This window comes from Streptomyces sp. SID9727 (assembly GCF_010550605.1).
In the GTDB taxonomy this organism is placed as follows: domain Bacteria; phylum Actinomycetota; class Actinomycetes; order Streptomycetales; family Streptomycetaceae; genus Streptomyces.
On record NZ_JAAGNI010000369.1, the window covers coordinates 1 to 21,617 of the forward strand.

A 21,617-nucleotide genomic window follows, 5' to 3' on the forward strand; every position below is an offset into this window, starting at 1 on the left:
CCGGCCGGGGCCGGCGGCGGAGCCCGACCGGCGCCCACCGATCCGATAGGGGCGCGGACGCAGCCCGGCGGCCCGCATGGAGGCGTCGACCGTCCAGTAGCTGCGCGGCCGGCCGACGGGCGGCCCCGCGTGCACCGCGAGCCGTCCGTTCGGTGCGAGGGCCTCGGCGACCAGGCCGTAGAACTCCGCCGAGTAGAGCTTCGTGCCGGCGGAGATCCCGGGGTCGGGGAGGTCGGAGATCACCACGTCGTAACGGCTGCGGGCGGTCCGCAGCCAGGTGAACGCGTCGCCGGTCACCGTCGTCACGCGGGGGTCGTCCAGCGCGTGCGCGTTCAGCGCGGAGAGCGCGGGGTCCGTTCGGGCCAGTCGGGTGACGGCGGGGTCCAGCTCCACCAGGGTCACGCTCCGCACGTCCGGGTAGCGCAGCACCTCCCGCGCCGCCAGCCCGTCCCCGCCGCCCAGGATCAGGACCCGGGCGTGCGGCCCGTTCATCGCCGGGTGCACCAGCGCCTCGTGGTACCGGTACTCGTCGCGGGCGCTGACCCGCAGCCGGCCGTCCAGATAGAGGTCCAGGGAGCTGCGGCCGGCCCCGGTCAGCACGACCTCCTGCACATCGGTCCGCACGGCGACCCGCACCTGGTCCCCGTACACCGCGCGCCGTGCCGCCCGCTCGAAGTCGTCGGCCAGCAGCGCGGCGGTGGCCAGCACGGCGATCACCGTGACATTGGCGGCGATCAGCAGCCATCGCGCCCTGGGGGGCACGTCCCGCCGGAACACCCACAGCACCAGCGCCCCGCCCGCCGCCGCGTTCACCGCGCCGGTCAGCAGAGCGCCGGTGAGCTGGCCGAGCATCGGCAGCAGCAGGAACGGAAAGGCGAGACCGCCGACGAGCGCGCCCACGTAGTCCGCCGCGAACAGATCCGCGACGGCCCCGCCCGCGTCCTGCCGGTCCACCCGCTGGATCAGCGTCATGAGCAGGGGGATCTCCGCGCCGATCAGGACGCCGATCGTCAGCGAGAACGCGACCAGCGCGTACCGCGACTCGCCGAACCAGGCGAACGACGCGTAGAGGACCAGCGCCGAGAAACCCCCCACCAGGGCGAGCGCCGCCTCGATCAGCCCGAAGCCCACCGCCGCCCGGCTGCGTAAACGTTTCGCGAGCAGCGAGCCGATGCCCATCGCGAACACCATCACGGAGAGAACGACCGACGCCTGGGTGACCGAGTCACCGATCAGATAGGAGGCGAGCGCCACCAGTTCCAGCTCGTACACCAGTCCACAGGCGGCACAGACGAAGACGGCGGCCAGCACGAGGTACCGACCGGTCCTCGGCCGGACAGGAAGCCGCGCCGCGCCCCCTCGCAGCGACACCTGCTGGTCGATCATGCCGCGAACGCTACGTCACTGATCGCTCGCCGCTTGTCACCCACAAGGGTGTAAGTGGCGCACCTGCGGCGTGGCAGGTGTGCGTCACAGCGCCACCGCGGGTGTCCGCACGCCCACCCGGGTACGCGTCACGACGAGCTGGCCCTCCTGCGGGTACGCGTGCCAGGTGCGCCATCGCACCTGGCCCTCGGTCCGCTGGGCGAGCATGGCGGTGAAGGCGTGCGGGCTGCCCGGAAACGTCCCGGCCAGACCGTGCGGGTGGTCGGCGACGAGTGCCAGCAGTTCCTGGGCGCGACCGGCGAAGGAGCCCGCGTTCAGCGTCTCGACGCGGGCCGCGAACTCGTACTCCCAGCCGCCGATCCGCTTGGCGACGCCCAGTGGCAGCGGGGTGCTGCTGCCGGGCATACAGGCGACGGTCTCGGAACAGCTGCCCTGCTCCTCCTCCAGGAGCACCTGGTGCGAGGCGCCGAGCAGCCGCAGTTGCAGTGCGGCGCCGGCGAGTTCGAGGTCGAGGACGGCCAGCGCGGGGAGCGGTTCGCGCCCCAGCGCCCAGGCCAGATCGGCGGCACGGGTGTCGGAATAGGCCGTATGAAGGGTCGTGAGCATGGGTCGGCTCCGCAAACACGCATGGACACATGGACAGGGGACGCCCCCGTGTCGTGCGTGTGGGGGGTTGGGAAGCGCCCGATCAGGTCCAACTGGGGTCCGAGGGCTGGATGTTCTCTCCCACGAGGGAATCACGAACTACGCCGCACTCACAGCGTTTTTGCCCAACTTGCCGGGGTTTCCATCCCCCTCGGGTGGCTTACCGCTCACCTGTTCACCGCAGACCCGTGAAGGCCCCCAACAAAAAGGAGCCCGGCGGGACTTGGCGCGTGCAACCGCGCGTCCCGCCGGGCCTCAGGGCGTGTTCGCGAACACGCCCACGCGGACCAACTGCCCCGTGTCAGCTGCCTCCGCCGCATCCGCCCCCGCCGCCGCAGGAGGACCCCCCGCCGCACGAGGACCCCCCGCCGCAGGAGTGGCCACCCGAGTGCCCGCCGCCACCGGAGTGCCCGCCTCCGCTGCCGCAGGACGAGCCGCCCCCGCTGTCCCCGGCCCACCAGCTGCCCCCGGCGGCCGAGCCGCCCGCCGTACCGCGCCGCCCGTTGCGCGCCGGCGCACGCCCCCGTCCACCGGGCCGCATCACCTTCGCGCCGAAAACCAGGGCCAGCACGACCAGAACCACCCCGATCAGCACACCGCCCATGACCTCACGTCCTTCCGTCCCCCGAAGCGAGGCCCCCCGCTTCACGCCCGTTCCGGCGTGCAGGGGAGATGCCCCTGCCGCCGTACGGCCAAAGCAGACTTGAGCAAGTCCAGAGCTTGCGCGCAGGATGGCGGCCATGACACAGGGACGACCGCTGCTCAACCGCCGCCTCGCCGAGTTCGGCACGACGATCTTCGCGGAGATGTCCGCGCTGGCCGTCCGCACCGGAGCCATCAACCTCGGCCAGGGTTTCCCGGACACCGACGGCCCCGAGGAGGTCCGCGAGGCCGCCGTCCGCGCCCTGCGGGAGGGCAAGGGCAACCAGTACCCGCCCGGCCCCGGCGTCCCCGAGCTGCGCACCGCGATCAGCGGGCACCAGCAGCGGCGCTACGGCCTGGCGTACGACCCCGACACGGAGGTGCTGGTCACCGCGGGCGCCACCGAGGCCATCGCCGCCTCGCTCCTGGCGCTCCTGGAGCCCGGCGACGAGGTCGTCGCACTGGAGCCGTACTACGACTCGTACGCCGCCTGCATCGCGATGGCGGGCGCGACGCGCGTTCCGGTCACGCTGCGGCCCGACACCTCCGCGGGCACCTACCGGCTGGATCTCGACGAGCTGCGCGCGGCGGTCACCCGGCGCACCCGGCTGCTGCTGATCAACACCCCGCACAACCCCACCGGCACCGTCCTCAGCCGCGAGGAACTGCACGCGATCGCGGAGCTGGCCTGCGAGCACGACCTGCTCGTCGTCACCGACGAGGTCTACGAGCACCTGGTCTTCGAGGGCGAACACCTGCCGCTGGCCGGCTTCCCCGGCATGCGCGACCGCACGGTCACCATCTCCTCGGCCGGCAAGACGTTCTCGTACACCGGCTGGAAGATCGGCTGGGTCACCGGGAGCCCCGAGCTGGTGACGGCGGTGCGCTCGGCGAAGCAGTATCTGACGTACGTCTCCGGCGGGCCCCTCCAGTACGCCGTCGCCGAGGCGCTGCGCCTGCCCGACAGCTTCTACGACGAGCTGCGGGCGGACCTGCGCGCCAAGCGGGACCGGCTCTGCGCGGGACTCGCCGAGGCCGGGTTCGCGGTGTACCGGCCGGCCGGCACGTACTTCGTCACCACCGACATCCGCCCGCTCGACGCGACCGGCGACGGGATCGCGTTCTGCCGGGCACTGCCGGAGCGCTGCGGCGTGGTGGCCGTCCCCAACGCCGTCTTCTACGACCACCGCGACCAGGGCGCGCCCTTCGTCCGCTTCACCTTCTGCAAGCGTGCGGACGTGCTCCAGGAGGCGGTTTCCCGGCTGAAGCGGATCTGAGGCATGAAGAGGCCCGGCGCGGGTTCCCCCGGCCGGGCCTCCTCATGCGTACGGAGACGGCTCAGGCGTCCGGAGCGGCCTGCTCCGTGCCGGCGTCCTCGGACTTCTCCTCGGCCGGGGCCAGGCCCAGGCGCTCCAGCAGCCACTTGTCGAACTCGATGGAGGCGCGCACCCAGCTGACCGTCGAGGAGACGAAGTGCTCCAGGGAGACGCCGGTGCCGATGAGCATCTGCGCCTCACCGATCAGGCGGACCGAGGGGCCGGTCTCCTCGGAGCCCTCCTCGGGCTCGTGGGTGTGCGTGTAGACCTTGGGCCACAGGGTGCGGCGGTTCCAGTCGTCGATCGCGTCGAGGAGGACCGGGCGCTGGTCCGTGGCGTGCGGGCGGTCGTAGAACGTACGGACCGAGAAGACCTGCTGCTCGCCCTCGCCGCGGAACATGAAGTACGTGCGGAATTCCTCCCACGGCGCGGCGAGGTCGCCCTCGTCGTCGACGACGTACTTCAGCTCCATCTGGTCCAGCAGCTGCTTGACGAGGTCCTGGTCAGGGACGACGGGGCCCTCCGGTCCTGCCGCCTGCGGTTCGGGCTGAGCCCCGAAGTTAGGAATCGAGGACGGATCGATGCTCACCGTTACTTCCCTTCGTGCGGTTGGCTGCCATCCTCTCTTATGCCGGGCGGGGCATGGCAAGCCCGGAAGGCCCCGATCCGCCACAAGCTGATATTCAGCCGGTGGGAACCGGGGCCGGGGCGTTCCGGTTACGCCGTACGGATTCCGCTTACCGCGTCGGCGGCCGCGATCAGCTCGCCGCGCCGACGATCAGGCCGTCCTCGAAGCGGTCCACGCGGACCGTGTCACCGTCCTTGATCTCGCCCGCCAGGATCTCCTTGGCGAGCCGGTCGCCGATCGCCGTCTGGATGAGGCGGCGCAGCGGCCGGGCGCCGTACGCCGGGTCGTTGCCCTCCTCGGCCAGCCAGGCCAGGGCCTCGGGGGTGACGTCCAGGGTGAGCCGCCGGTCGGCCAGGCGCTTGGCGAGCCGGTCGATCTGGAGGCCCGCGATGTGCGCCAGCTCGTCGCCGGACAGGGCGGAGAAGACCACCAGGTCGTCCAGCCGGTTCAGGAACTCCGGCTTGAAGGAGGCCCGGACGACCTCCAGGACCTGGCTCTTCTTCTCCTCCGGTTTGGTCAGCGGATCAGTCAGGAACTGGCTGCCGAGGTTGGACGTCAGGATCAGGATGGTGTTCCGGAAGTCCACCGTCCTGCCCTGGCCGTCGGTGAGCCGGCCGTCGTCCAGGACCTGGAGCAGGATGTCGAAGACCTCGGGGTGGGCCTTCTCGACCTCGTCCAGCAGGACGACGGTGTACGGGCGGCGGCGGACCGCCTCCGTGAGCTGGCCGCCCTCCTCGTAACCGACGTAACCGGGCGGGGCGCCGACCAGGCGGGCGACGCTGTGCTTCTCGCTGTACTCGCTCATGTCGATGCGGGCCATGGCCCGCTCGTCGTCGAAGAGGAAGTCCGCGAGGGCCTTCGCCAGCTCGGTCTTGCCGACACCGGTCGGGCCGAGGAAGAGGAACGAGCCGGTCGGGCGGTCGGGGTCGGCGATGCCCGCGCGGGTGCGGCGCACCGCGTCCGAGACGGCCTGCACGGCCTCGGTCTGCCCGATCAGGCGCTTGCCCAGCTCCGCTTCCATGCGCAGCAGCTTCTGCGTCTCGCCCTCCAGGAGGCGGCCGGCCGGGATGCCGGTCCAGGCGCCCACGACATCGGCGATGTCGTCCGGCCCGACCTCTTCCTTGACCAGGGTCTCCTTGGGCTCGCGGGCGGCCTCCTGCTCGGCCTCGTCGGCCTCGGCCAGCTCGCGCTCCAGGCCGGGGATCTCCCCGTACAGCAGCTTCGACGCGGTGTCGAAGTCGCCGTCGCGCTGGGCGCGTTCGGCCTGGCCGCGCAGGTCGTCCAAGCGCTCCTTCAGCTCACCGACGCGGTTGAGTCCCTGCTTCTCCTTCTCCCAGCGGGCGTTGAGGCCGCGCAGCTCCTCCTCCTTGTCGGCGAGGTCGCGGCGCAGCTTCTCCAGGCGCTGCTTGGAGGCGGCGTCGGTCTCGTTCCTGAGGGCCAGTTCCTCCATGTGCAGGCGGTCGACGGAGCGCTGGAGCTCGTCGATCTCGACGGGCGAGGAGTCGATCTCCATGCGCAGCCGGGAGGCCGCCTCGTCCACGAGGTCGATGGCCTTGTCGGGCAGGAAGCGGGAGGTGATGTAGCGGTCGGACAGGGTCGCTGCGGCGACCAGGGACGCGTCCGCGATCTGGACCTTGTGGTGGGCCTCGTACCGCCCCTTGAGCCCGCGGAGGATCGCGATGGTGTCCTCCACGGACGGCTCGGCGACCAGCACCTGCTGGAAGCGGCGCTCCAGGGCGGGGTCCTTCTCGATCCGCTCGCGGTACTCGTCCAGCGTGGTCGCGCCGACCATCCGCAGCTCGCCGCGGGCCAGCATCGGCTTGAGCATGTTGCCCGCGTCCATCGCGGAGTCGCCGCCGGCGCCCGCGCCCACGACGGTGTGCAGCTCGTCGATGAACGTGATGATCTGGCCGTCGCTCTCCTTGATCTCCGAGAGGACGGTCTTCAGGCGCTCCTCGAACTCGCCGCGGTACTTCGCGCCCGCGACCATCGCCCCCAGGTCGAGCGAGACGAGCCGCTTGTCCTTGAGGGATTCGGGGACGTCGCCCTTCACGATGCGCTGGGCGAGCCCTTCGACCACGGCCGTCTTGCCGACGCCGGGCTCACCGATGAGCACCGGGTTGTTCTTGGTGCGCCGTGAGAGCACCTGGACGACGCGGCGGATCTCCTGGTCCCGGCCGATGACCGGGTCGAGCTTGCCCTCGCGCGCGGCGGCGGTGAAGTCCGTGCCGAATTTCTCCAGGGCCTTGTACTGGCCCTCCGGGTCGGGAGTGGTCACCCGGCGCCCTCCCCTGCTCTTCTCGAACGCGTCCAGCAGCTTCTTCGCGCTGGCCCCCTGCCCGTCGAGGATCTCACCGGCCCGGCCGCCCTTCGCGGCGATCCCGATCAGCAGGTGCTCGGTGGAGACGTAGTCGTCGCCCAGCTCCTTGGCGCGCTGCGCGGCGTCCGCGATGACGGCGAGCAGCTCGCGGTTGGGCTGGGGCGGCGCGACGGTCGACCCGGTCACGCTGGGCTGAGCGGCGAGGAGCCGCTCCGTCTCGGTGCGTACGGCGATCTGGTCGGCCTCGACGGCGGCCAGCAGATCGACCAGATTCTCGTTGTCCTCGCCCGAAAGCAGCGCCAGCAGCAGATGCCCCGGGGTCAGATCGGGATGCCCGTCCTTCACGGCCCTGCTGGTGGCCGCGTTGATGGCGTCCCTGCTCCTGTTGGTCAGCTCGGCGTCCACGTGCGCTGTCTCCTCCTTGCGATGACGAGTCCGTTTCCACTACTGACACGGTCAACGTGCACAAAGTTGAGTCTATTCCACTCAAGGCAGTACCCGCCAAGAGTTGAGCGCATGCCACTCAAGGCGAAAACGCGGCCCTGCTCCCACTCCGAGTGAAGCGGCCACCCCTCGTACCCGCCACCGCAGCGCGCAAGGCCCCGCATACGCTGGGGCCCATGGCAGTCGACGTACACCAGCCGAGCCCCGAGTACCTCGCGTTCTGGCGCGAGAGCCACGTGTGCACGCTCACCACGCCCCGCCCCGACGGCACGCCGCACGTGGTCCCGGTGTGCGTGACGTACGACCCCGAGGCCGGCCTCGCCCGGGTCATCACCAACAAGCACAGCCGCAAGGTGGCCAACATCCTGGCCGCAGGCCCGGAGGGTGCCCGCGTCGCGGCGTGCCAGGTGCACCGCCGCCGCTGGGCGACCCTGGAGGGCGTGGCCCGGATCAGCGCGGACCCGGAGCGCGTCGCGGAGGCCGTACGCCGCCACACGGAGCGCTACGACCGGGTACCGTCCCCCAACCCGGACCGGGTCGTCATCGAGATCACCCTGGACCGGGCGCTCGGACGCGGCTGAGCGTGCCGCCCGCGGGCACAGCACAACGGCGCCACCGTGTTCAGGTCACGGTGGCGCCGTTGTGTGGGGGAAGTGACTGAGCGACGTGGAACGACGGGGGATCGCTCAGGCACTGTGGGGGGTGGCGGCAATGGTTTCGGGCTCGAACAGCTGGTGGTCACGCTGTGCGAGATTCACAAAGATCATGTCGTAACGGATGGCACAGCGCACCGGCTGCGGCGCGCCCCGCGGCTTGCGCAGGCATCGGTAGGCACGGACCTCACCGTCGTCCTCGCGGGCGACGACGACCGGATCGCCGAACAGAGTGACCATCAACGAGTCGCCACGGTGGGGCAGCGCCGTGACGAGATCGATGAAATGCCACCCTGACCGGTAGGCGGTCGCCATCTCACGCCGGAAGGTCCGGTCGTCCGGGGGGGTGGCCATGTCAGGCGCCCGCACCGGTCGACGCGGTGTCCGCTCCGGCGGGCGCGACGTTCCAGCCGATGTCCGACTTGACAGGCGAGACATCCCAGCCGATGTCCACGGCAGAGGCGGCGGTGCTGACCTGCTCAAAGCCGCTGCCGCCCAACAAACCTATGCCCAGGGCCGCAACGAACGACGCGGCAAGCGCCGAGCGAAGCATTCGCTTATACATAGTCGGCTTCGTCCTCACTGGTGGATTCCTCTCCCCCGCATCAAAAACGATGTCTCACAGGGGCACGCGAGCACCACCGAGGAGATGCATCATGTTCCTGTATGTTCATGAACCTGGGGGGTGAAGATATGGCCACAATGAGCACGAAACCGACACATCCTCATGGGATCACCGAACTTTGCCAGGCCGGGGAGCACCTTTACGCCAGCGCGCTGCGCCTGGGACGCATAGCGCGGGCGGATATCGAACCCGCTCCCTGCCTCGTGGATTTCGCCCTGCTTCACCCCGACCCCGACGACCCGGCATGGCTCCGGCCGGTCCCGCCTTCGGTCGCGCTGGCCCAGCACCTGCAGCCCCTGGAACGGGAGATCCTTGAGCGCCGCAGGCATACGGTCCAACTGACCGAGTCATTCGAGCCATTCATGGACATCAGCACGCAGGGACCTCCCGTCACCCACGCGATCACCGTGCTGGAGGGCTTCAACCGGATCAACGCCGCGCTCGACCAGGCCACGGCAGAGTGCCGTACGGAAGTCCTGACGGTCCAACCCGGTGGCGGACGCATCGAGGACCGCCTCAGCAAATCGCTGGACCGCGGCCTCTCGGTCGTTCAGCGAGGCGTCCGGATGCGCACCCTCTATCAGCACACCGTGCGGCACAGCCTCAGCACACTCGCGTACGCGGAGCGCATGGCGGACAGCGACGTGGAGATCCGGACACTCGAGGAGCTCATCGAACGCCTGATCGTGTTCGACCGGACGGTGGCCTTCATCCCGGCCCAGGACGACCGTCAAGTCGCCCTGGAACTGCGCCATCCCGGACTCGTCGAGTACCTGGCCAACGTGTTCGAGCAGCTGTGGACGCGGGCGGCTCCCCTGCGGGAGGAGGTCAAGTACGAGCCGACCCGGCTGGGGATCAGCGGGGTTCAGCACTCCATTGCCCAACTGCTCGTCGAGGGACACGTCGATGACTCGATCGCCCGTCGGCTCGGTATGAACGTCCGTACCTGCCGGGCCCATGTCGCCAAGCTCGCCGCCACGCTCGGCAGCACCAGCCGCGCCCAACTCGGCTATCTGATCGCCCGGTCAGGAATCCTGGACCAGGATTCCTGACCGGCCGGCCCCAAAGATCCCCACCCCCCGGGCCGGACGGGCGGACCACGCAATGGGGGAGAGCATGGCCACGCCCTTGATCAGCCGGGAGAGTTCCCGGCTCCCCCGACATCTCCACACTGGCCCGGGAACTAGGCTGGCACCACCGTCATCTTGCTGCACTGCCAAAAGTGGGGGGTCACGAATGGGCAAGGACGAGGGCATATCGCACCAGCCGCACGGCCCTCTGGAACTGTGCGACGCCGGCGTCAGGACGTACACCGAAGCCCTCGGAGCCGGCCGGCTGCCCCGTTCCGCTCTCGAACCCGCCCCGTGCCTCATCGAGTTGGCTCTCGTCCACCCCGATCCCCAGGACGATGGCTGGATCCGGCCGGTCCCTCCGTCCGCGGCGCTCGCCCATCTGCTCCAGCCCGTCACCCGGGAAATCCACGAGCGCATACGGCTCTCCGCCGCCCTGGCCGACTCACTGGCCCCCCTGGCCTCCGTCGCCAGCACCGACCCCAACCTCGCCATCACCGTCCTCCAAGGCATTCCGCTGATCGAGGCAGCCATCCAGAACGCCACGGACGGCGCACGGGAGGAGGTCCTGACCCTCCAGCCCAGTGGCAACCGCCCCGTGGACCAGCTCAGGAAGGCGCTGGACCGGGCACTGTCCATGGCCGGACGGGGCGTGACACTGCGCCACATCTACCAGCACCCGGCCCGGTACAGCCCGGCCATCAAGGCGTACCTGGACGACATACCGTCGGGCTGCATCCAGGTGCGCACCATCGAGCAGACCGTCGAGCGCCTCTTCGTCTTCGACCGCACCGTCGCCTTCATCCCGGCCAGTCCCCGGCGCGACATCGCCCTGGAGATCCGCCATCCCGCCCTCGTGCGCTACCTGATCCAGGTGTACGAGGTGCTGTGGGCCCAGGCCAAGCCGCTGACCTCCCCCCTTCAGCCGCCCGCGCACGACACCCCGATCACCGCCACCCAGCTGAGCGTCGCCCGCCTCCTCATCGAGGGCAACACCGACCAGATCGTGGCCCGCAAGCTCGGCATCAGCGTCCGCACCTGCCGCGCCCACATCGCCAAGCTCATGCACACCCTCAACGCCACCAGCCGCACCCACCTCGGCGCCCTCCTCGTCCAGTCCGGCCTCGCGGAGCCCGCCCGATGACGGCACCCCACGAGCACGGCCACGGCGTGGACGCACTGTGCGAGGAAGCGGTCGGCCTCTATACGCACGCCCTGGCCCAGGGCCGCATCTCCCGGTCCGCCGCCGAGGAAGTGCCCTGCCTGGCCGGGCACGCCCTGCTCACCGCCGATCCCCGCGACGACACGCGGCTGAGGCCCGTGGCGCCCACGGCCGCTCTGGCGCGGCTGCTGCATCCGCTGGCCCGGGAGATCCTGGACCGGGTGCGCACCGCCGATCTCCTGGGCAGCACGCTGGACACCCTGAGCGCACTCGCGGAGGAACCCCCGGATCTCGCCATCAGGGTCGTCGCCGGGCAGTCCTCCATCCAGGAGGCCATCGACGCCGCCCTGCGCGAGGCGAACGACGAAGTCCTCACCGTCCAGCCCGGCAGCACCCGTTCGCCGGAGATCCTCCGAGTGGCCCTGGCCAGCACGCTGCCGCTCGTCAAGCGGAACGTCCGGCTGCGCCACATCTACCAGCACTCGGCGCGCTACGGTCCCGGGCTCAAGGGGTATCTGGCCCAACTGCCCGGAGACCTCCTCCAGGTCCGTACGACGGAGCGGGCGATCGACCGCCTGATGATCTTCGACCGCGAGGTCGCGTACCTCCCGGCCAACCCCGACCGCAGCGCCGCCCTGGAGATCCGCCACCCCGGGCTGGTCCACTACCTGGCGCAGCTGTACGACCTGCTCTGGGCCCTCGCCGCCCCCTTCGGCGACCCCCTCCCCGCCGCCGCCCCCGGCGCCCCCGTCACCGCCGTCCAGCAGAGCATCGCCCGCCTCCTGGCCGACGGCTGCACCGACCAGAGCGCCGCCGAGAAACTCGGCATCAGCGTCCGCACCTGCCGCGCCCACATCGCCAAACTCATGCACACCCTCAACGCCACCAGCCGCACCCACCTCGGCGCCCTCCTCGTCCAGTCCGGCCTCGCGGGTGCGCGACAGGACTCCGGGGAGGGCCCTGCCTCATGACCGCACCGACGACGCACCCCCACGGCGAACGAGAACTCTGCGAAGCCGCCCTTGCCCTCTACGGTGAGGCCCTCAGCGCCGGCCGCATCGCCCGCAGAGCCACCGAGCCCGCCCCCTGCCTCACCGCGCTCGGACTGCTCCTCCCCGACCCGCAGGACGGGGCGTGGCTGCGCCCCGTACCGCCGTCCGCGGTGCTGGGTCAACTGCTCAGCCCTCTCAGCCGTGAGATCGACGCCCGGCTCCGGCTGACGACCGAGCTGACCCGGTCCCTGCTGCCACTGCTCGCGGAGACCGACGAGGATTCGACCCGTTCGGTCACCGTGATCGAAGGGGCCGACCGGATACGCGCGGCGCTCCACAACGCCTCACGGTCGGCCCGGGAGGAAGTCCTGACCGCCCAGCCCGGCGGCAACCGCCTGGTCCACAACATGCGCCAGGGCCGGACGAACGCGCAGTTCGTCCTCGCATCGGGCGGCCGGCTCCGACACCTCTACCAGCACTCGGCGCGCTACAGCCCCCGGCTCAAGGAGTACCTGGCGGAGATCCCGGCCGGCAGCCTCCAGATCCGCACCATGGAGCAGAGCGTGGGCCGCATGCTCGTCTTCGACCGGGCCGTCGCCTACCTGCCCGCCGACCCCGATGGCAGCGCCGCCCTGGAGATCCGCCACCCCGCCCTCGTGCGCTATCTGACCGCCGTCTACGAAACGCTCTGGGCCCTCGCCACCCCCTTCGGCGACCCCCTCCCCGCCGCCGCCCCCGGCGCCCCCGTCACCGCCGTCCAGCAGAGCATCGCCCGCCTCCTGGCCGACGGCTGCACCGACCAGAGCGCCGCCGAGAAACTCGGCATCAGCGTCCGCACCTGCCGCGCCCACATCGCCAAGCTCATGCACACCCTCAACGCCACCAGCCGCACCCACCTCGGCGCCCTCCTCGTCCAGTCCGGCCTCGCGGAGCCCGCCCGATGACGGCACCCCACAAGCACGGCCACAGCCCGGACGAACTGTGCGACGCGGCAGTGGACCTCTACGCCCAGGCCCTGGCCCAGGGCCGCATCGCCCGGTCCGCCGCCGAGGGCATGCCCTGCCTCGCCGAGCACGCCCTGCTCACCGCCGACCCCCGCGACAGCGCGTGGCTGCGGCCCGTACCGCCCACGGCCGCCCTGGCGCACCTGCTGCATCCACTCGCCCGTCAGGTCCTCGACCAGGTCCGCGCGGTCGACCTGCTGGCCAAGTCCCTCGTGCCCCTCGTGTCGGCGAGCCGGGAACCCGTCCTCCTCGTCACGCTCCACGGACGGTCGGCCATCCAGGCGTCCATCAACGGCTCCGCGCACGAGGCCCGGGACGAGATCCTGACCATCCAGCCCGGTAGCACCCGTACACCGGAACAGCTCCAGATCGCGCTGTCGGGCACGCTGCCCACGGTCGCGCGGGGCGTGCGCGTCCGGCACATCTACCAGCACTCCGCGCGCTACAGCACCGGCCTCAAGGAGTACGTGGCCCAACTGCCCAGCGGACTCCTGGAGGTCCGCACCGTGGAACGGGCCGTCGACCGTCTCATCGTCTTCGACCGGACCGTCGCGTACCTCCCCGCCGACCCCGGCGGCAGCACCGCCCTGGAGATCCGCCACCCCGCCCTGGTGCGCTACCTCGCCGCCATCTACGAAACCCTCTGGGCCGGAGCCACACCCTTCACCCAGCACCTCCCCGCCGCCCTCCCCGGCGCCCCCGTCACCGCCGTCCAGCAGAGCATCGCCCGCCTCCTGGCCGACGGCTGCACCGACCAGAGCGCCGCCGAGAAACTCGGCATCAGCGTCCGCACCTGCCGCGCCCACATCGCCAAGCTCATGCACACCCTCAACGCCACCAGCCGCACCCACCTCGGCGCCCTCCTCGTCCAGTCCGGCCTCGCGGAGGGCCCCGCCGGCCCCGTACCGCCGGAAAACGCGAAGCGGCCCGCCACGCCGGGGGAACCGGGGTGACGGGCCGCGTGGCGCGGGGTCAGTCCTTGGGGCGCTTGGGGCGCCAGACCACCAGGGCGCTGGTCTGCTGCACGTCCTGGTACGGGACGAGGTCGCGCCGGTACGAGGCGTGGACCTGGGCCTCGCGCTGCTGCATGGCCGCCGCGGCCCCGTCCACGGCCGCCGAGAGTTCGGCGACGCGCTGCTGGAGCGCCGCGACCTGGTTCTCCAGCTCGATGATGCGCTTGATGCCGGCGAGGTTGATGCCCTCGTCCTGCGACAGCTGCTGCACCGTACGCAGCAGCTCGATGTCGCGGGCCGAGTACCGCCGGCCGCGTCCGGCCGTACGGTCCGGGGAGACCAGGCCGAGGCGGTCGTACTGGCGCAGTGTCTGCGGGTGAAGGCCCGAGAGCTGGGCCGCGATCGAGATCACGTACACCGGGGACTCGTCGGTCAGTTCGTAAGGATTGCGCCGTCGGCCGTCCACCTCAAGCTCCCTTCGCCGCCTGGAAAAGCTCCGCCCTCGGGTCATGCCCCGCGGTCGCCTTGCGGTATGCCTCCAGCGCGTCCCTGGCCTCGCTGCCGAGGTCCGTGGGCACGGTCACCTCGACGGTGACCAGGAGGTCGCCCCGGGTGCCGTCCTTGCGGACCGCGCCCTTGCCGCGGGCCCGCATCGTACGCCCATTCGGCGTACCGGCGGGTAGCTTGAGGGTCACGGACGGGCCGCCGAGCGTCGGCACCTTCACCTCGCCGCCCAGCGCCGCCTCCGTGAAGGTGACGGGCACCGTGACGGTGAGGTTGTCGCCCTTGCGGCCGAAGACCGGGTGGGCGTCGACGTGGACCACGACATAGAGGTCGCCGGCCGGTCCGCCGCGCTCGCCCGGGGCGCCCTTGCCGCGCAGCCGGATGCGCTGCCCGTCCGAGACGCCCGCCGGGATGCGCACCTGCATGGTGTTCGAGGAGCGGGCCCGGCCGCTGCCCTTGCAGACCTCGCAGGGGTCCTGGGCGATGAGGCCGCGGCCCTTGCAGTCCACGCACGGGTCGGTGAGCGAGAAGCCGCCGCCGCTGCCGCGCGAGACCTGGCCGGTGCCGACACAGGTCGGGCACACCCTGGGCGTGCCGTTCTTGTCGCCGGTGCCGGAGCACGCCTTGCAGGGGGCCTGGCTGGACATCCGGAGCGGGACCGTGGCCCCGTCGACCGCCTCGGTGAAGCTCAGCGTCACCTCGGACTCGATGTCCTGGCCGCGCCGCGGCTGCACCCTCGCACCGGCGCCGCCGCCGCGGTTGAAGAGGCCGCCGAACACGTCGCCGAGGCCGCCGCCGCCGAAACCGCCGGCGCCGCCCTGACCCCCGCCCGGGGCGCCTCCGAAGAGGTCCCCCAGGTCGAAGTTGAAGTTGCCCTGGGCGCCGCCGGGGCCGGCGCGGAAGCCGCCGTTGCCGAAGAGGGCGCGTGCCTCGTCGTACTCCTTGCGCCTCTTGGCGTCACCGAGGACGTCATTCGCCTCGGAGATCTCCTTGAAGCGCTCCTCCGCCTTGTCGTCGCCCTTGTTGGCGTCCGGGTGGAACTCGCGGGCGAGCTTCCGGTACGCCTTCTTGATCTCGGCGTCGGTGGCGTCCTTGGGGACGCCGAGAACCTTGTAGTAGTCCTTCTCGACGAAGTCCTTCGTACTCATCGACGTCCCTCCTTCCGGACGACCGGCCGGGAGCCCCCCGTCCGGCCGGCGCCGGGCCCGCAGACCCTGGTGCCGACCGGACGGGAGGCCCGGGTGGCCGGGCGGTGTGCTGCCAGGTGATCGGACGGAATGTCAGACCTCCTCGCCGCCACCGCTCTCCTCGTCGTCTGCCTTCTCTTCCTTCGCGGCGGCGGGAGCCGCCCCCGGCTGGGGTTCGGCGACCGCGACCCGCGCGGGGCGGATGGTGCGCTCGCCGATCCGGTAGCCGGGCTGCAGGATCGCCACGCAGGTCGTCTCCGTGACGTCCGGCGCGTAGCTGTGCATCAGGGCCTCGTGGACCGTCGGGTCGAAGGGCTCGCCCTCCTTGCCGAACTGCTGGAGACCCAGCTTCGCGACGACCGTCTCCAGCGATTCGGCCACCGACTTGAACCCGCCCACGAGCTCGCCGTGCTCCCGGGCCCGGCCGACGTCGTCGAGGACGGGCAGCAACTCGGACAGGAGGTTCGCGACGGCGACCTCCTTGACCGTGACCCGGTCCCGCTCCACGCGGCGGCGGTAGTTCTGGTATTCGGCCTGCAGCCGCTGGAGGTCGCCGGTGCGCTCGTTGAGCGCGCTGCGTGCCTGGTCCAGCTGCGCGGTCAGGGCCGTGGTCTCGTTCGCGTCCCCGGCCGGGGCCGCCGCCTCCTCCTCGGAGGGGGTGGCGGCCTTCGGCTCGGCGTCGTCAGAGGTGGCGCCGGAGGGGACGTCGGGCTTCTCCTCGAAGCCCGGAGTCTCCTCGGTCACGCCGCACCGCCCTTGGAGTCCTTCTCGTCGTCCACGATCTCGGCGTCCACGACGTCGTCCTGGGCCTGCTCGGCGCCCGGCTGCGCGTCGGCCTGCGGGCCGCCCTCGGCCTGGGCGTTGGCGTACATCGCCTGGCCCAGCTTCTGGGAGACGGCCGCGACCTTCTCGGTGGCCGTGCGGATCTCGGCGGAGTCCTCGCCCTTGAGCTTCTCCTTCAGCTCGGTGACCGCGGTCTCCACCTCCGTCTTCACGTCGGCCGGGACCTTGTCCTCGTTGTCCTTGAGGAACTTCTCGGTCTGGTAGACGAGCTGCTCGCCCTGGTTGCGCGACTCGGCGGCCTCGCGGCGGGCGTGGTCCTCCTCCGCGTACTTCTCGGCCTCCTCGCGCATCCGGTTGACCTCGTCCTTCGGCAGCGAGGAGCCGCCGGTGACGGTCATCTTCTGCTCCTTGCCGGTGCCGAGGTCCTTGGCCGTCACGTGCATGATGCCGTTGGCGTCGATGTCGAAGGAGACCTCGATCTGCGGGACCCCGCGCGGGGCCGGCGGCAGGCCGGTCAGCTCGAACATCCCGAGCTTCTTGTTGTACGCCGCGATCTCGCGCTCGCCCTGGTAGACCTGGATCTGCACGGACGGCTGGTTGTCCTCGGCCGTCGTGAAGATCTCGGACCGCTTGGTCGGGATCGTGGTGTTGCGCTCGATGAGCTTGGTCATGATGCCACCCTTGGTCTCGATACCGAGGGACAGCGGGGTGACGTCGAGGAGCAGGACGTCCTTGACCTCGCCCTTGAGGACACCGGCCTGGAGCGAGGCGCCGATGGCGACGACCTCGTCCGGGTTCACGCTCTTGTTGGCCTCCTGGCCACCGGTCAGCTCCTTGACGAGCTCGGTGACGGCCGGCATACGGGTCGAGCCACCGACGAGAACGACGTGGTCGATCTCCGAGAGCTGGATGCCCGCGTCCTTGATGACGTTGTGGAACGGGGTCTTGCAGCGGTCCAGGAGGTCCGCGGTGAGCTGCTGGAACTGCGAGCGCGTGAGCTTCTCGTCCAGGTGCAGCGGGCCCTCGGCCGACGCCGTGATGTACGGCAGGTTGATCGTGGTCTCCGTCGAGGAGGACAGCTCGATCTTCGCCTTCTCCGCGGCCTCGCGGAGACGCTGGAGAGCCATCTTGTCCTTGGACAGGTCCACGCCGTGGCCGTTGGCGAACTGCTTCACCAGGTAGTCGACGACGCGCTGGTCCCAGTCGTCACCACCGAGCTGGTTGTCACCGTTGGTGGCCTTCACCTCGACGACGCCGTCGCCGATCTCCAGGAGGGACACGTCGAAGGTGCCGCCACCGAGGTCGAAGACGAGGATCGTCTGGTCGTCCTTGTCGAGCCCGTACGCCAGCGCGGCGGCGGTCGGCTCGTTGACGATGCGCAGGACGTTCAGGCCCGCGATCTCGCCGGCCTCCTTCGTCGCCTGGCGCTCGGAGTCGTTGAAGTACGCCGGGACGGTGATCACCGCGTCGGTGACCTTCTCGCCCAGGTACGACTCGGCGTCGCGCTTGAGCTTCTGCAGGATGAAGGCGCTCATCTGCTGCGGGTTGAAGCTCTTGCCGTCCAGGTCGACCTTCCAGTCAGTGCCCATGTGGCGCTTGACGGAGCGGATGGTCCTGTCGACGTTGGTCACTGCCTGGCGCTTGGCGACCTCGCCGACCAGCACCTCGCCGTTCTTCGCGAAGGCGACGACGGACGGCGTGGTCCTGGCGCCCTCTGCGTTGGTGATGACGGTGGGCTCGCCGCCTTCGAGAACGCTGACGACGGAGTTAGTCGTGCCCAGGTCGATGCCGACCGCACGTGCCATTTCGATTCCTCCAACTGACTACTTGAGTGGATCTGACTCAAGGATGCACGACTCCCCCGACGGAGTCAACAGACATGAGTCCCCGTGACTCAACTTACGTGCACCCGCCCCGCGCCATCGGCGACACCTGGCGCCTCACGCGCCGCACACCCCTCCCCCATCATGGCCGCATGGGATCGTTCTGTCACAAAATGCCGCGATCAGCACAAATACGGCATTCGATGGACCGATGACAGACAGGTGCGAACGATGCGTACGCAGGAACAGTGGCGAAAAGGGCCCCGGCCGCGCCCCTGGCGCCCGCCCCGGGCCTCCCGCCCGGCGGCCGCGCGGGCCGCCCTGCGGGCCCTGGCGCCCACACCCCTTCCCCGTCCGACCGCCAAACGCACCCTCGACCTGGTCCTCGGTTCGGCCCTGCTGCTCCTCGCCTCCCCCTTACTGGCGGCCGCCGCCCTGGCGCTGGCCGTACGCGGCCGCCGCGTGACGAGGCGCTCCCCGCGCACCGGCCTGCACGGCAGCCCCTTCGTCCTGCGCTCCCTGGACACCCGGTGGCTGAAGCTGGACGTGGTCTCGCGCCTGCACCACGTGGTGCGCGGCGAACTCTCCCTCGTCGGTCCGGCGCCGCTCACCCCGGGCGACACGCGGAACGGCACCGGGGCCGCCCGGCGCTGGCGCCAGGAACTGAGGCCCGGGCTGACCGGCCTGGCCCAGGTGCGGCACCGCTCGGGGATGCCGTGGGACGAGGCGGACCTCCTGGACCAGCACTACGCCGAGCACCAAGGGCTGCGGCTGGACCTGGCGGTCCTCGCCGAGGCCGTACGCGTACCCCTGCGCGAGGCCGCCCACACCCTTCCATGGCCCGGCAAGGCACGCCTGAGCGACACAGATCACCGCCTGCCCGGCTACAGGACGGTGGAATAAGTGGGTAGTGTCGGCTCAGACTGATTAAGTTACTGCTTAGTAGTAGCGATACTCGTAGTCGATACTCGTAGTCCAGGCGGGCACTGGAAGACGCAGTACTCACTGGTAACGCTGGATCGATCCCACCCTCGCAGGCCCGAGGAGCCCCCAATGCAACTCGCCGCGATCATCGTGTCGCTGGTGCTGACCGTGGTCGGCGTTGCGCTCATCGCCCGAGCCGTCGCGCAGATCTACCGGTTCGTCACGCTCGGACAGCCGGTCCCGGCCGGCAGCCGCACCGACAACCCCAAGCAGCGCACGATCACCCTGGTCAGGGAATTCCTCGGCCACACCCGGATGAACCGGTGGGGGATCGTCGGCTTCGCCCACTGGTTCGTCGCCATCGGCTTCCTGACGTTGCCGCCGACGCTGCTCCAGGCGTACGGGCAGCTGTTCAAGGCCGACTGGGTGCTGCCGATCATCGGCGAATGGCTGCCGTTCGAGCTGTACATCGAGTTCATCGGCCTGATGACGACGGTCGGCATCCTGGTGCTCATCGCCATCCGGCTGCTGAACCTCCCGTCCCGGGCGGGCCGCAAGTCCCGCTTCGCGGGCTCCAAGGCGTGGCAGGCGTACTTCGTGGAGTACGTCATCCTGGTCATCGGCCTGGCGATCCTCTCCCTGCGCGGTCTCGAGGGCGCGATCCACCACGTCGACGGCTATGAGGCCGCGTACTTCGTCTCGTACCCGCTGGTCCTCGCCTTCAAGGGACTGGCCCTCGGCACCCTCCAGAACCTCATCTACTTCGTCGCGATGATCAAGATCGGCACCTCGCTGATCTGGATGATCACGGTGTCGCTCAACACCAACATGGGTGTCGCCTGGCACCGCTTCCTCGGCTTCCCGAACATCTGGTTCAAGCGGAACGCCGACGGCGCGGTGGCGCTGGGCGCGCTGCAGCCGATGACCACGGGCGGCAAGGAGATCGACTGGGAGGACCCGGCCGACGACGCCGTGTTCGGTGTCTCCCAGGTCGAGCAGTTCTCCTGGAAGGGCATCCTCGACTTCTCCACCTGCACCGAGTGCGGCCGCTGCCAGTCGCAGTGCCCCGCCTGGAACACCGGCAAGCCGCTCTCGCCGAAGCTCCTGATCATGTCCCTGCGCGACCACGCGCACGCCAAGGCCCCGTACCTGCTGGCCGGCGGCGGCAAGGACATGGAGGGCGAGGAGAAGGCGACCGAGGAGCAGCTGAAGGACGTTCCCGCGTCCGCCCTCGCGGAGGCCGAGCGCCCGCTGATCGGCACGGTCGAGGAGAACGGCGTCATCGACCCGGACGTCCTCTGGTCCTGCACCACCTGCGGCGCCTGCGTCGAGCAGTGCCCGGTCGACATCGAGCACGTCGACCACATCGTCGACATGCGCCGCTACCAGGTGATGATCGAGTCCGCGTTCCCGTCCGAGGCGGGGACCATGCTCAAGAACCTGGAGAAGAAGGGCAACCCCTGGGGGCTCGCCAAGAAGCAGCGCGTCGAGTGGACCAAGGAGGTCGACTTCGAGGTCCCCATCGTCGGCAAGGACGTCGAAGACCTCACCGAGGTCGACTACCTCTACTGGGTCGGCTGCGCCGGCGCCCTGGAGGACCGCGCCAAGAAGACCACCAAGGCCTTCGCGGAGCTGCTGCACATCGCGGGCGTCAAGTTCGCGATCATGGGCGGCGACGAGAAGTGCACCGGTGACTCGGCCCGCCGTCTCGGCAACGAGCCGCTGTTCCAGCAGCTCGGCGCGGAGAACGTGGCGATGCTGAACATGGCCTTCGGCGAGGACGACGAGGACGACTCGACCAAGAAGGCCAAGGCCGCGAAGAAGATCGTCGCGACCTGCCCGCACTGCTTCAACACGATCGCGAACGAGTACCCGCAGCTCGGCGGCGAGTACGAGGTCATCCACCACACCCAGCTGCTCCAGCACCTCGTCGACGAGGGCAAGCTGATCCCGGTGACCCCGGTCGAGGGCCTGATCACGTACCACGACCCCTGCTACCTGGGGCGTCACAACAAGATCTACACGCCCCCGCGCGAGATCATCGCGAAGGTCCCGGGCCTCCGGAACGAGGAGATGCACCGCCACAAGGAACGCGGCTTCTGCTGCGGCGCCGGTGGTGCCCGGATGTGGATGGAGGAGCGGATCGGCAAGCGCATCAACAACGAGCGCGTCGACGAGGCCCTCTCCCTCAACCCGGACATCGTCTCCACCGCCTGCCCGTTCTGCCTGGTCATGCTGACCGACTCGGTCAACGGCAAGAAGAACGACGGCAAGGCGAAGGAGTCCGTCCAGGTGGTGGACGTGTCGCAGCTGCTGCTCGACTCCGTGAAGACCCCGGCCGACCCGGCGGGCGACCCGGAGTCGGCGGACGAACCGGAACCGGAACCGGTGAAGTAGCCGGACCGGCGTCACGGCGCGGCGAAGCGGTCGGACCTGCCTCGGGGGCAGGACCGGCCGCTTCCGCGTTGCCCCTCCACATGCGGGGGAAAACCCCCCGGGGTTCCCTTAGGGGATGTCACATCTACGCGTCAAAGGCCGGTACTTCCCCGGCCCCGG

19 protein-coding genes are annotated in these 21,617 nt (G+C 70.4%); 9 read left to right on the forward strand and 10 right to left on the reverse strand.

What is annotated here, in order from left to right; translation table 11 throughout:
* Together G3I41_RS26005 and G3I41_RS26010 are read right to left on the reverse strand one after the other, a co-directional pair.
* A partial coding sequence (locus G3I41_RS26005; protein WP_164402803.1) for a polyamine aminopropyltransferase occupies window positions 1-1,386 on the reverse strand: 1,386 nt, incomplete at its 3' end.
* Between the two features lie 84 nt (window positions 1,387-1,470).
* Window positions 1,471-1,992, reverse strand: a complete 522-nt coding sequence (locus G3I41_RS26010) for a DUF2617 family protein (protein WP_164402804.1) — start codon at window positions 1,990-1,992, stop codon at window positions 1,471-1,473.
* A 779-nt stretch (window positions 1,993-2,771) separates the two neighbouring features.
* Here G3I41_RS26010 and G3I41_RS26015 point away from each other — a divergent pair.
* On the forward strand, window positions 2,772-3,950 hold the full coding sequence (locus G3I41_RS26015; protein ID WP_164402805.1) for a pyridoxal phosphate-dependent aminotransferase: 1,179 nt from the start codon (window positions 2,772-2,774) through the stop codon (window positions 3,948-3,950).
* A gap of 61 nt (window positions 3,951-4,011) precedes the next feature.
* Here G3I41_RS26015 and G3I41_RS26020 read toward each other — a convergent pair whose 3' ends face one another.
* Together G3I41_RS26020 and clpB are read right to left on the reverse strand one after the other, a co-directional pair.
* Window positions 4,012-4,578: a YbjN domain-containing protein gene (locus tag G3I41_RS26020; RefSeq protein ID WP_164402806.1), complete on the reverse strand. Its 567-nt coding sequence runs from the start codon at window positions 4,576-4,578 to the stop codon at window positions 4,012-4,014.
* A 169-nt stretch (window positions 4,579-4,747) separates the two neighbouring features.
* On the reverse strand, window positions 4,748-7,342 hold the full coding sequence (gene clpB / locus G3I41_RS26025) for an ATP-dependent chaperone ClpB (protein WP_164402807.1): 2,595 nt from the start codon (window positions 7,340-7,342) through the stop codon (window positions 4,748-4,750).
* A gap of 215 nt (window positions 7,343-7,557) precedes the next feature.
* On the opposite strand from clpB, the gene G3I41_RS26030 reads away from it, so the two are divergent.
* Window positions 7,558-7,962: a TIGR03618 family F420-dependent PPOX class oxidoreductase gene (locus tag G3I41_RS26030; protein WP_164402808.1), complete on the forward strand. Its 405-nt coding sequence runs from the start codon at window positions 7,558-7,560 to the stop codon at window positions 7,960-7,962.
* Between the two features lie 105 nt (window positions 7,963-8,067).
* Here G3I41_RS26030 and G3I41_RS26035 read toward each other — a convergent pair whose 3' ends face one another.
* Together G3I41_RS26035 and G3I41_RS26040 are read right to left on the reverse strand one after the other, a co-directional pair.
* A complete protein-coding gene (locus tag G3I41_RS26035; RefSeq protein ID WP_164402809.1) occupies window positions 8,068-8,388 on the reverse strand; it encodes a (2Fe-2S)-binding protein in 321 nt (106 codons plus the stop codon).
* Window position 8,389: 1 nt separating this feature from the next.
* The gene (locus G3I41_RS26040) at window positions 8,390-8,587 is read right to left on the reverse strand and encodes a hypothetical protein (protein ID WP_164402801.1); all 198 of its coding nucleotides are present in this window, start codon (window positions 8,585-8,587) and stop codon (window positions 8,390-8,392) included.
* A 119-nt stretch (window positions 8,588-8,706) separates the two neighbouring features.
* Between G3I41_RS26040 and G3I41_RS26045 the strand changes: the two genes are divergently transcribed.
* From G3I41_RS26045 to G3I41_RS26065, 5 genes are all read left to right on the forward strand, one after another.
* Window positions 8,707-9,711, forward strand: a complete 1,005-nt coding sequence (locus G3I41_RS26045) for a helix-turn-helix transcriptional regulator (protein ID WP_239081846.1) — start codon at window positions 8,707-8,709, stop codon at window positions 9,709-9,711.
* Between the two features lie 184 nt (window positions 9,712-9,895).
* Entirely contained in the window at window positions 9,896-10,873 is a 978-nt protein-coding gene (locus G3I41_RS26050) for a LuxR C-terminal-related transcriptional regulator (RefSeq protein ID WP_164402810.1), read from the forward strand.
* The gene (locus G3I41_RS26055) at window positions 10,870-11,862 is read left to right on the forward strand and encodes a LuxR C-terminal-related transcriptional regulator (protein ID WP_164402811.1); all 993 of its coding nucleotides are present in this window, start codon (window positions 10,870-10,872) and stop codon (window positions 11,860-11,862) included. The genes G3I41_RS26050 and G3I41_RS26055 overlap by 4 nt, the downstream gene beginning before the upstream one ends.
* On the forward strand, window positions 11,859-12,827 hold the full coding sequence (locus tag G3I41_RS26060) for a LuxR C-terminal-related transcriptional regulator (protein WP_164402812.1): 969 nt from the start codon (window positions 11,859-11,861) through the stop codon (window positions 12,825-12,827). The genes G3I41_RS26055 and G3I41_RS26060 overlap by 4 nt, the downstream gene beginning before the upstream one ends.
* Window positions 12,824-13,840, forward strand: a complete 1,017-nt coding sequence (locus G3I41_RS26065) for a LuxR C-terminal-related transcriptional regulator (protein WP_164402813.1) — start codon at window positions 12,824-12,826, stop codon at window positions 13,838-13,840. The genes G3I41_RS26060 and G3I41_RS26065 overlap by 4 nt, the downstream gene beginning before the upstream one ends.
* A gap of 19 nt (window positions 13,841-13,859) precedes the next feature.
* On the opposite strand, the gene G3I41_RS26070 is transcribed toward G3I41_RS26065, so the two are convergent.
* From G3I41_RS26070 to dnaK, 4 genes are all read right to left on the reverse strand, one after another.
* Window positions 13,860-14,306: a helix-turn-helix domain-containing protein gene (locus G3I41_RS26070; RefSeq protein WP_018522258.1), complete on the reverse strand. Its 447-nt coding sequence runs from the start codon at window positions 14,304-14,306 to the stop codon at window positions 13,860-13,862.
* A gap of 1 nt (window position 14,307) precedes the next feature.
* Window positions 14,308-15,492, reverse strand: coding sequence for a molecular chaperone DnaJ (gene dnaJ / locus G3I41_RS26075; RefSeq protein WP_164402814.1), 1,185 nt, complete (start codon window positions 15,490-15,492; stop codon window positions 14,308-14,310).
* Window positions 15,493-15,624: 132 nt separating this feature from the next.
* Entirely contained in the window at window positions 15,625-16,275 is a 651-nt protein-coding gene (gene grpE, locus G3I41_RS26080; protein WP_164402815.1) for a nucleotide exchange factor GrpE, read from the reverse strand.
* Complete coding sequence (gene dnaK, locus G3I41_RS26085) at window positions 16,272-18,119, reverse strand: molecular chaperone DnaK (RefSeq protein WP_164402816.1); 1,848 nt, start codon at window positions 18,117-18,119, stop codon at window positions 16,272-16,274. The genes grpE and dnaK overlap by 4 nt, the downstream gene beginning before the upstream one ends.
* Before the next feature lie 249 nt (window positions 18,120-18,368).
* Here dnaK and G3I41_RS26090 point away from each other — a divergent pair, with 249 nt between their 5' ends.
* Both G3I41_RS26090 and G3I41_RS26095 read left to right on the forward strand, forming a co-directional pair.
* On the forward strand, window positions 18,369-19,040 hold the full coding sequence (locus G3I41_RS26090; protein WP_164402817.1) for a sugar transferase: 672 nt from the start codon (window positions 18,369-18,371) through the stop codon (window positions 19,038-19,040).
* A gap of 150 nt (window positions 19,041-19,190) precedes the next feature.
* Window positions 19,191-21,458 carry a (Fe-S)-binding protein gene (locus G3I41_RS26095; RefSeq protein WP_164402818.1) on the forward strand — a complete coding sequence of 756 codons (2,268 nt, stop codon included), beginning with the start codon at window positions 19,191-19,193 and terminating at the stop codon, window positions 21,456-21,458.
* Window positions 21,459-21,617: the final 159 nt, after the last annotated feature.

Coding starts and splice junctions, on each gene's coding strand:
- G3I41_RS26045 (WP_239081846.1), top strand. CDS start 8,707: ATGAACCTGGGGGGTGAAGATATGGCCACAATGAGCACGAAACCGACA.
- G3I41_RS26010 (WP_164402804.1), bottom strand. CDS start 1,992: ATGCTCACGACCCTTCATACGGCCTATTCCGACACCCGTGCCGCCGAT.
- G3I41_RS26050 (WP_164402810.1), top strand. CDS start 9,896: ATGGGCAAGGACGAGGGCATATCGCACCAGCCGCACGGCCCTCTGGAA.
- dnaK (WP_164402816.1), bottom strand. CDS start 18,119: ATGGCACGTGCGGTCGGCATCGACCTGGGCACGACTAACTCCGTCGTC.
- G3I41_RS26055 (WP_164402811.1), top strand. CDS start 10,870: ATGACGGCACCCCACGAGCACGGCCACGGCGTGGACGCACTGTGCGAG.
- G3I41_RS26035 (WP_164402809.1), bottom strand. CDS start 8,388: ATGGCCACCCCCCCGGACGACCGGACCTTCCGGCGTGAGATGGCGACC.
- dnaJ (WP_164402814.1), bottom strand. CDS start 15,492: ATGAGTACGAAGGACTTCGTCGAGAAGGACTACTACAAGGTTCTCGGC.
- G3I41_RS26090 (WP_164402817.1), top strand. CDS start 18,369: ATGCGTACGCAGGAACAGTGGCGAAAAGGGCCCCGGCCGCGCCCCTGG.
- G3I41_RS26095 (WP_164402818.1), top strand. CDS start 19,191: ATGCAACTCGCCGCGATCATCGTGTCGCTGGTGCTGACCGTGGTCGGC.
- G3I41_RS26065 (WP_164402813.1), top strand. CDS start 12,824: ATGACGGCACCCCACAAGCACGGCCACAGCCCGGACGAACTGTGCGAC.
- G3I41_RS26060 (WP_164402812.1), top strand. CDS start 11,859: ATGACCGCACCGACGACGCACCCCCACGGCGAACGAGAACTCTGCGAA.
- G3I41_RS26015 (WP_164402805.1), top strand. CDS start 2,772: ATGACACAGGGACGACCGCTGCTCAACCGCCGCCTCGCCGAGTTCGGC.
- G3I41_RS26040 (WP_164402801.1), bottom strand. CDS start 8,587: ATGCTTCGCTCGGCGCTTGCCGCGTCGTTCGTTGCGGCCCTGGGCATA.
- G3I41_RS26030 (WP_164402808.1), top strand. CDS start 7,558: ATGGCAGTCGACGTACACCAGCCGAGCCCCGAGTACCTCGCGTTCTGG.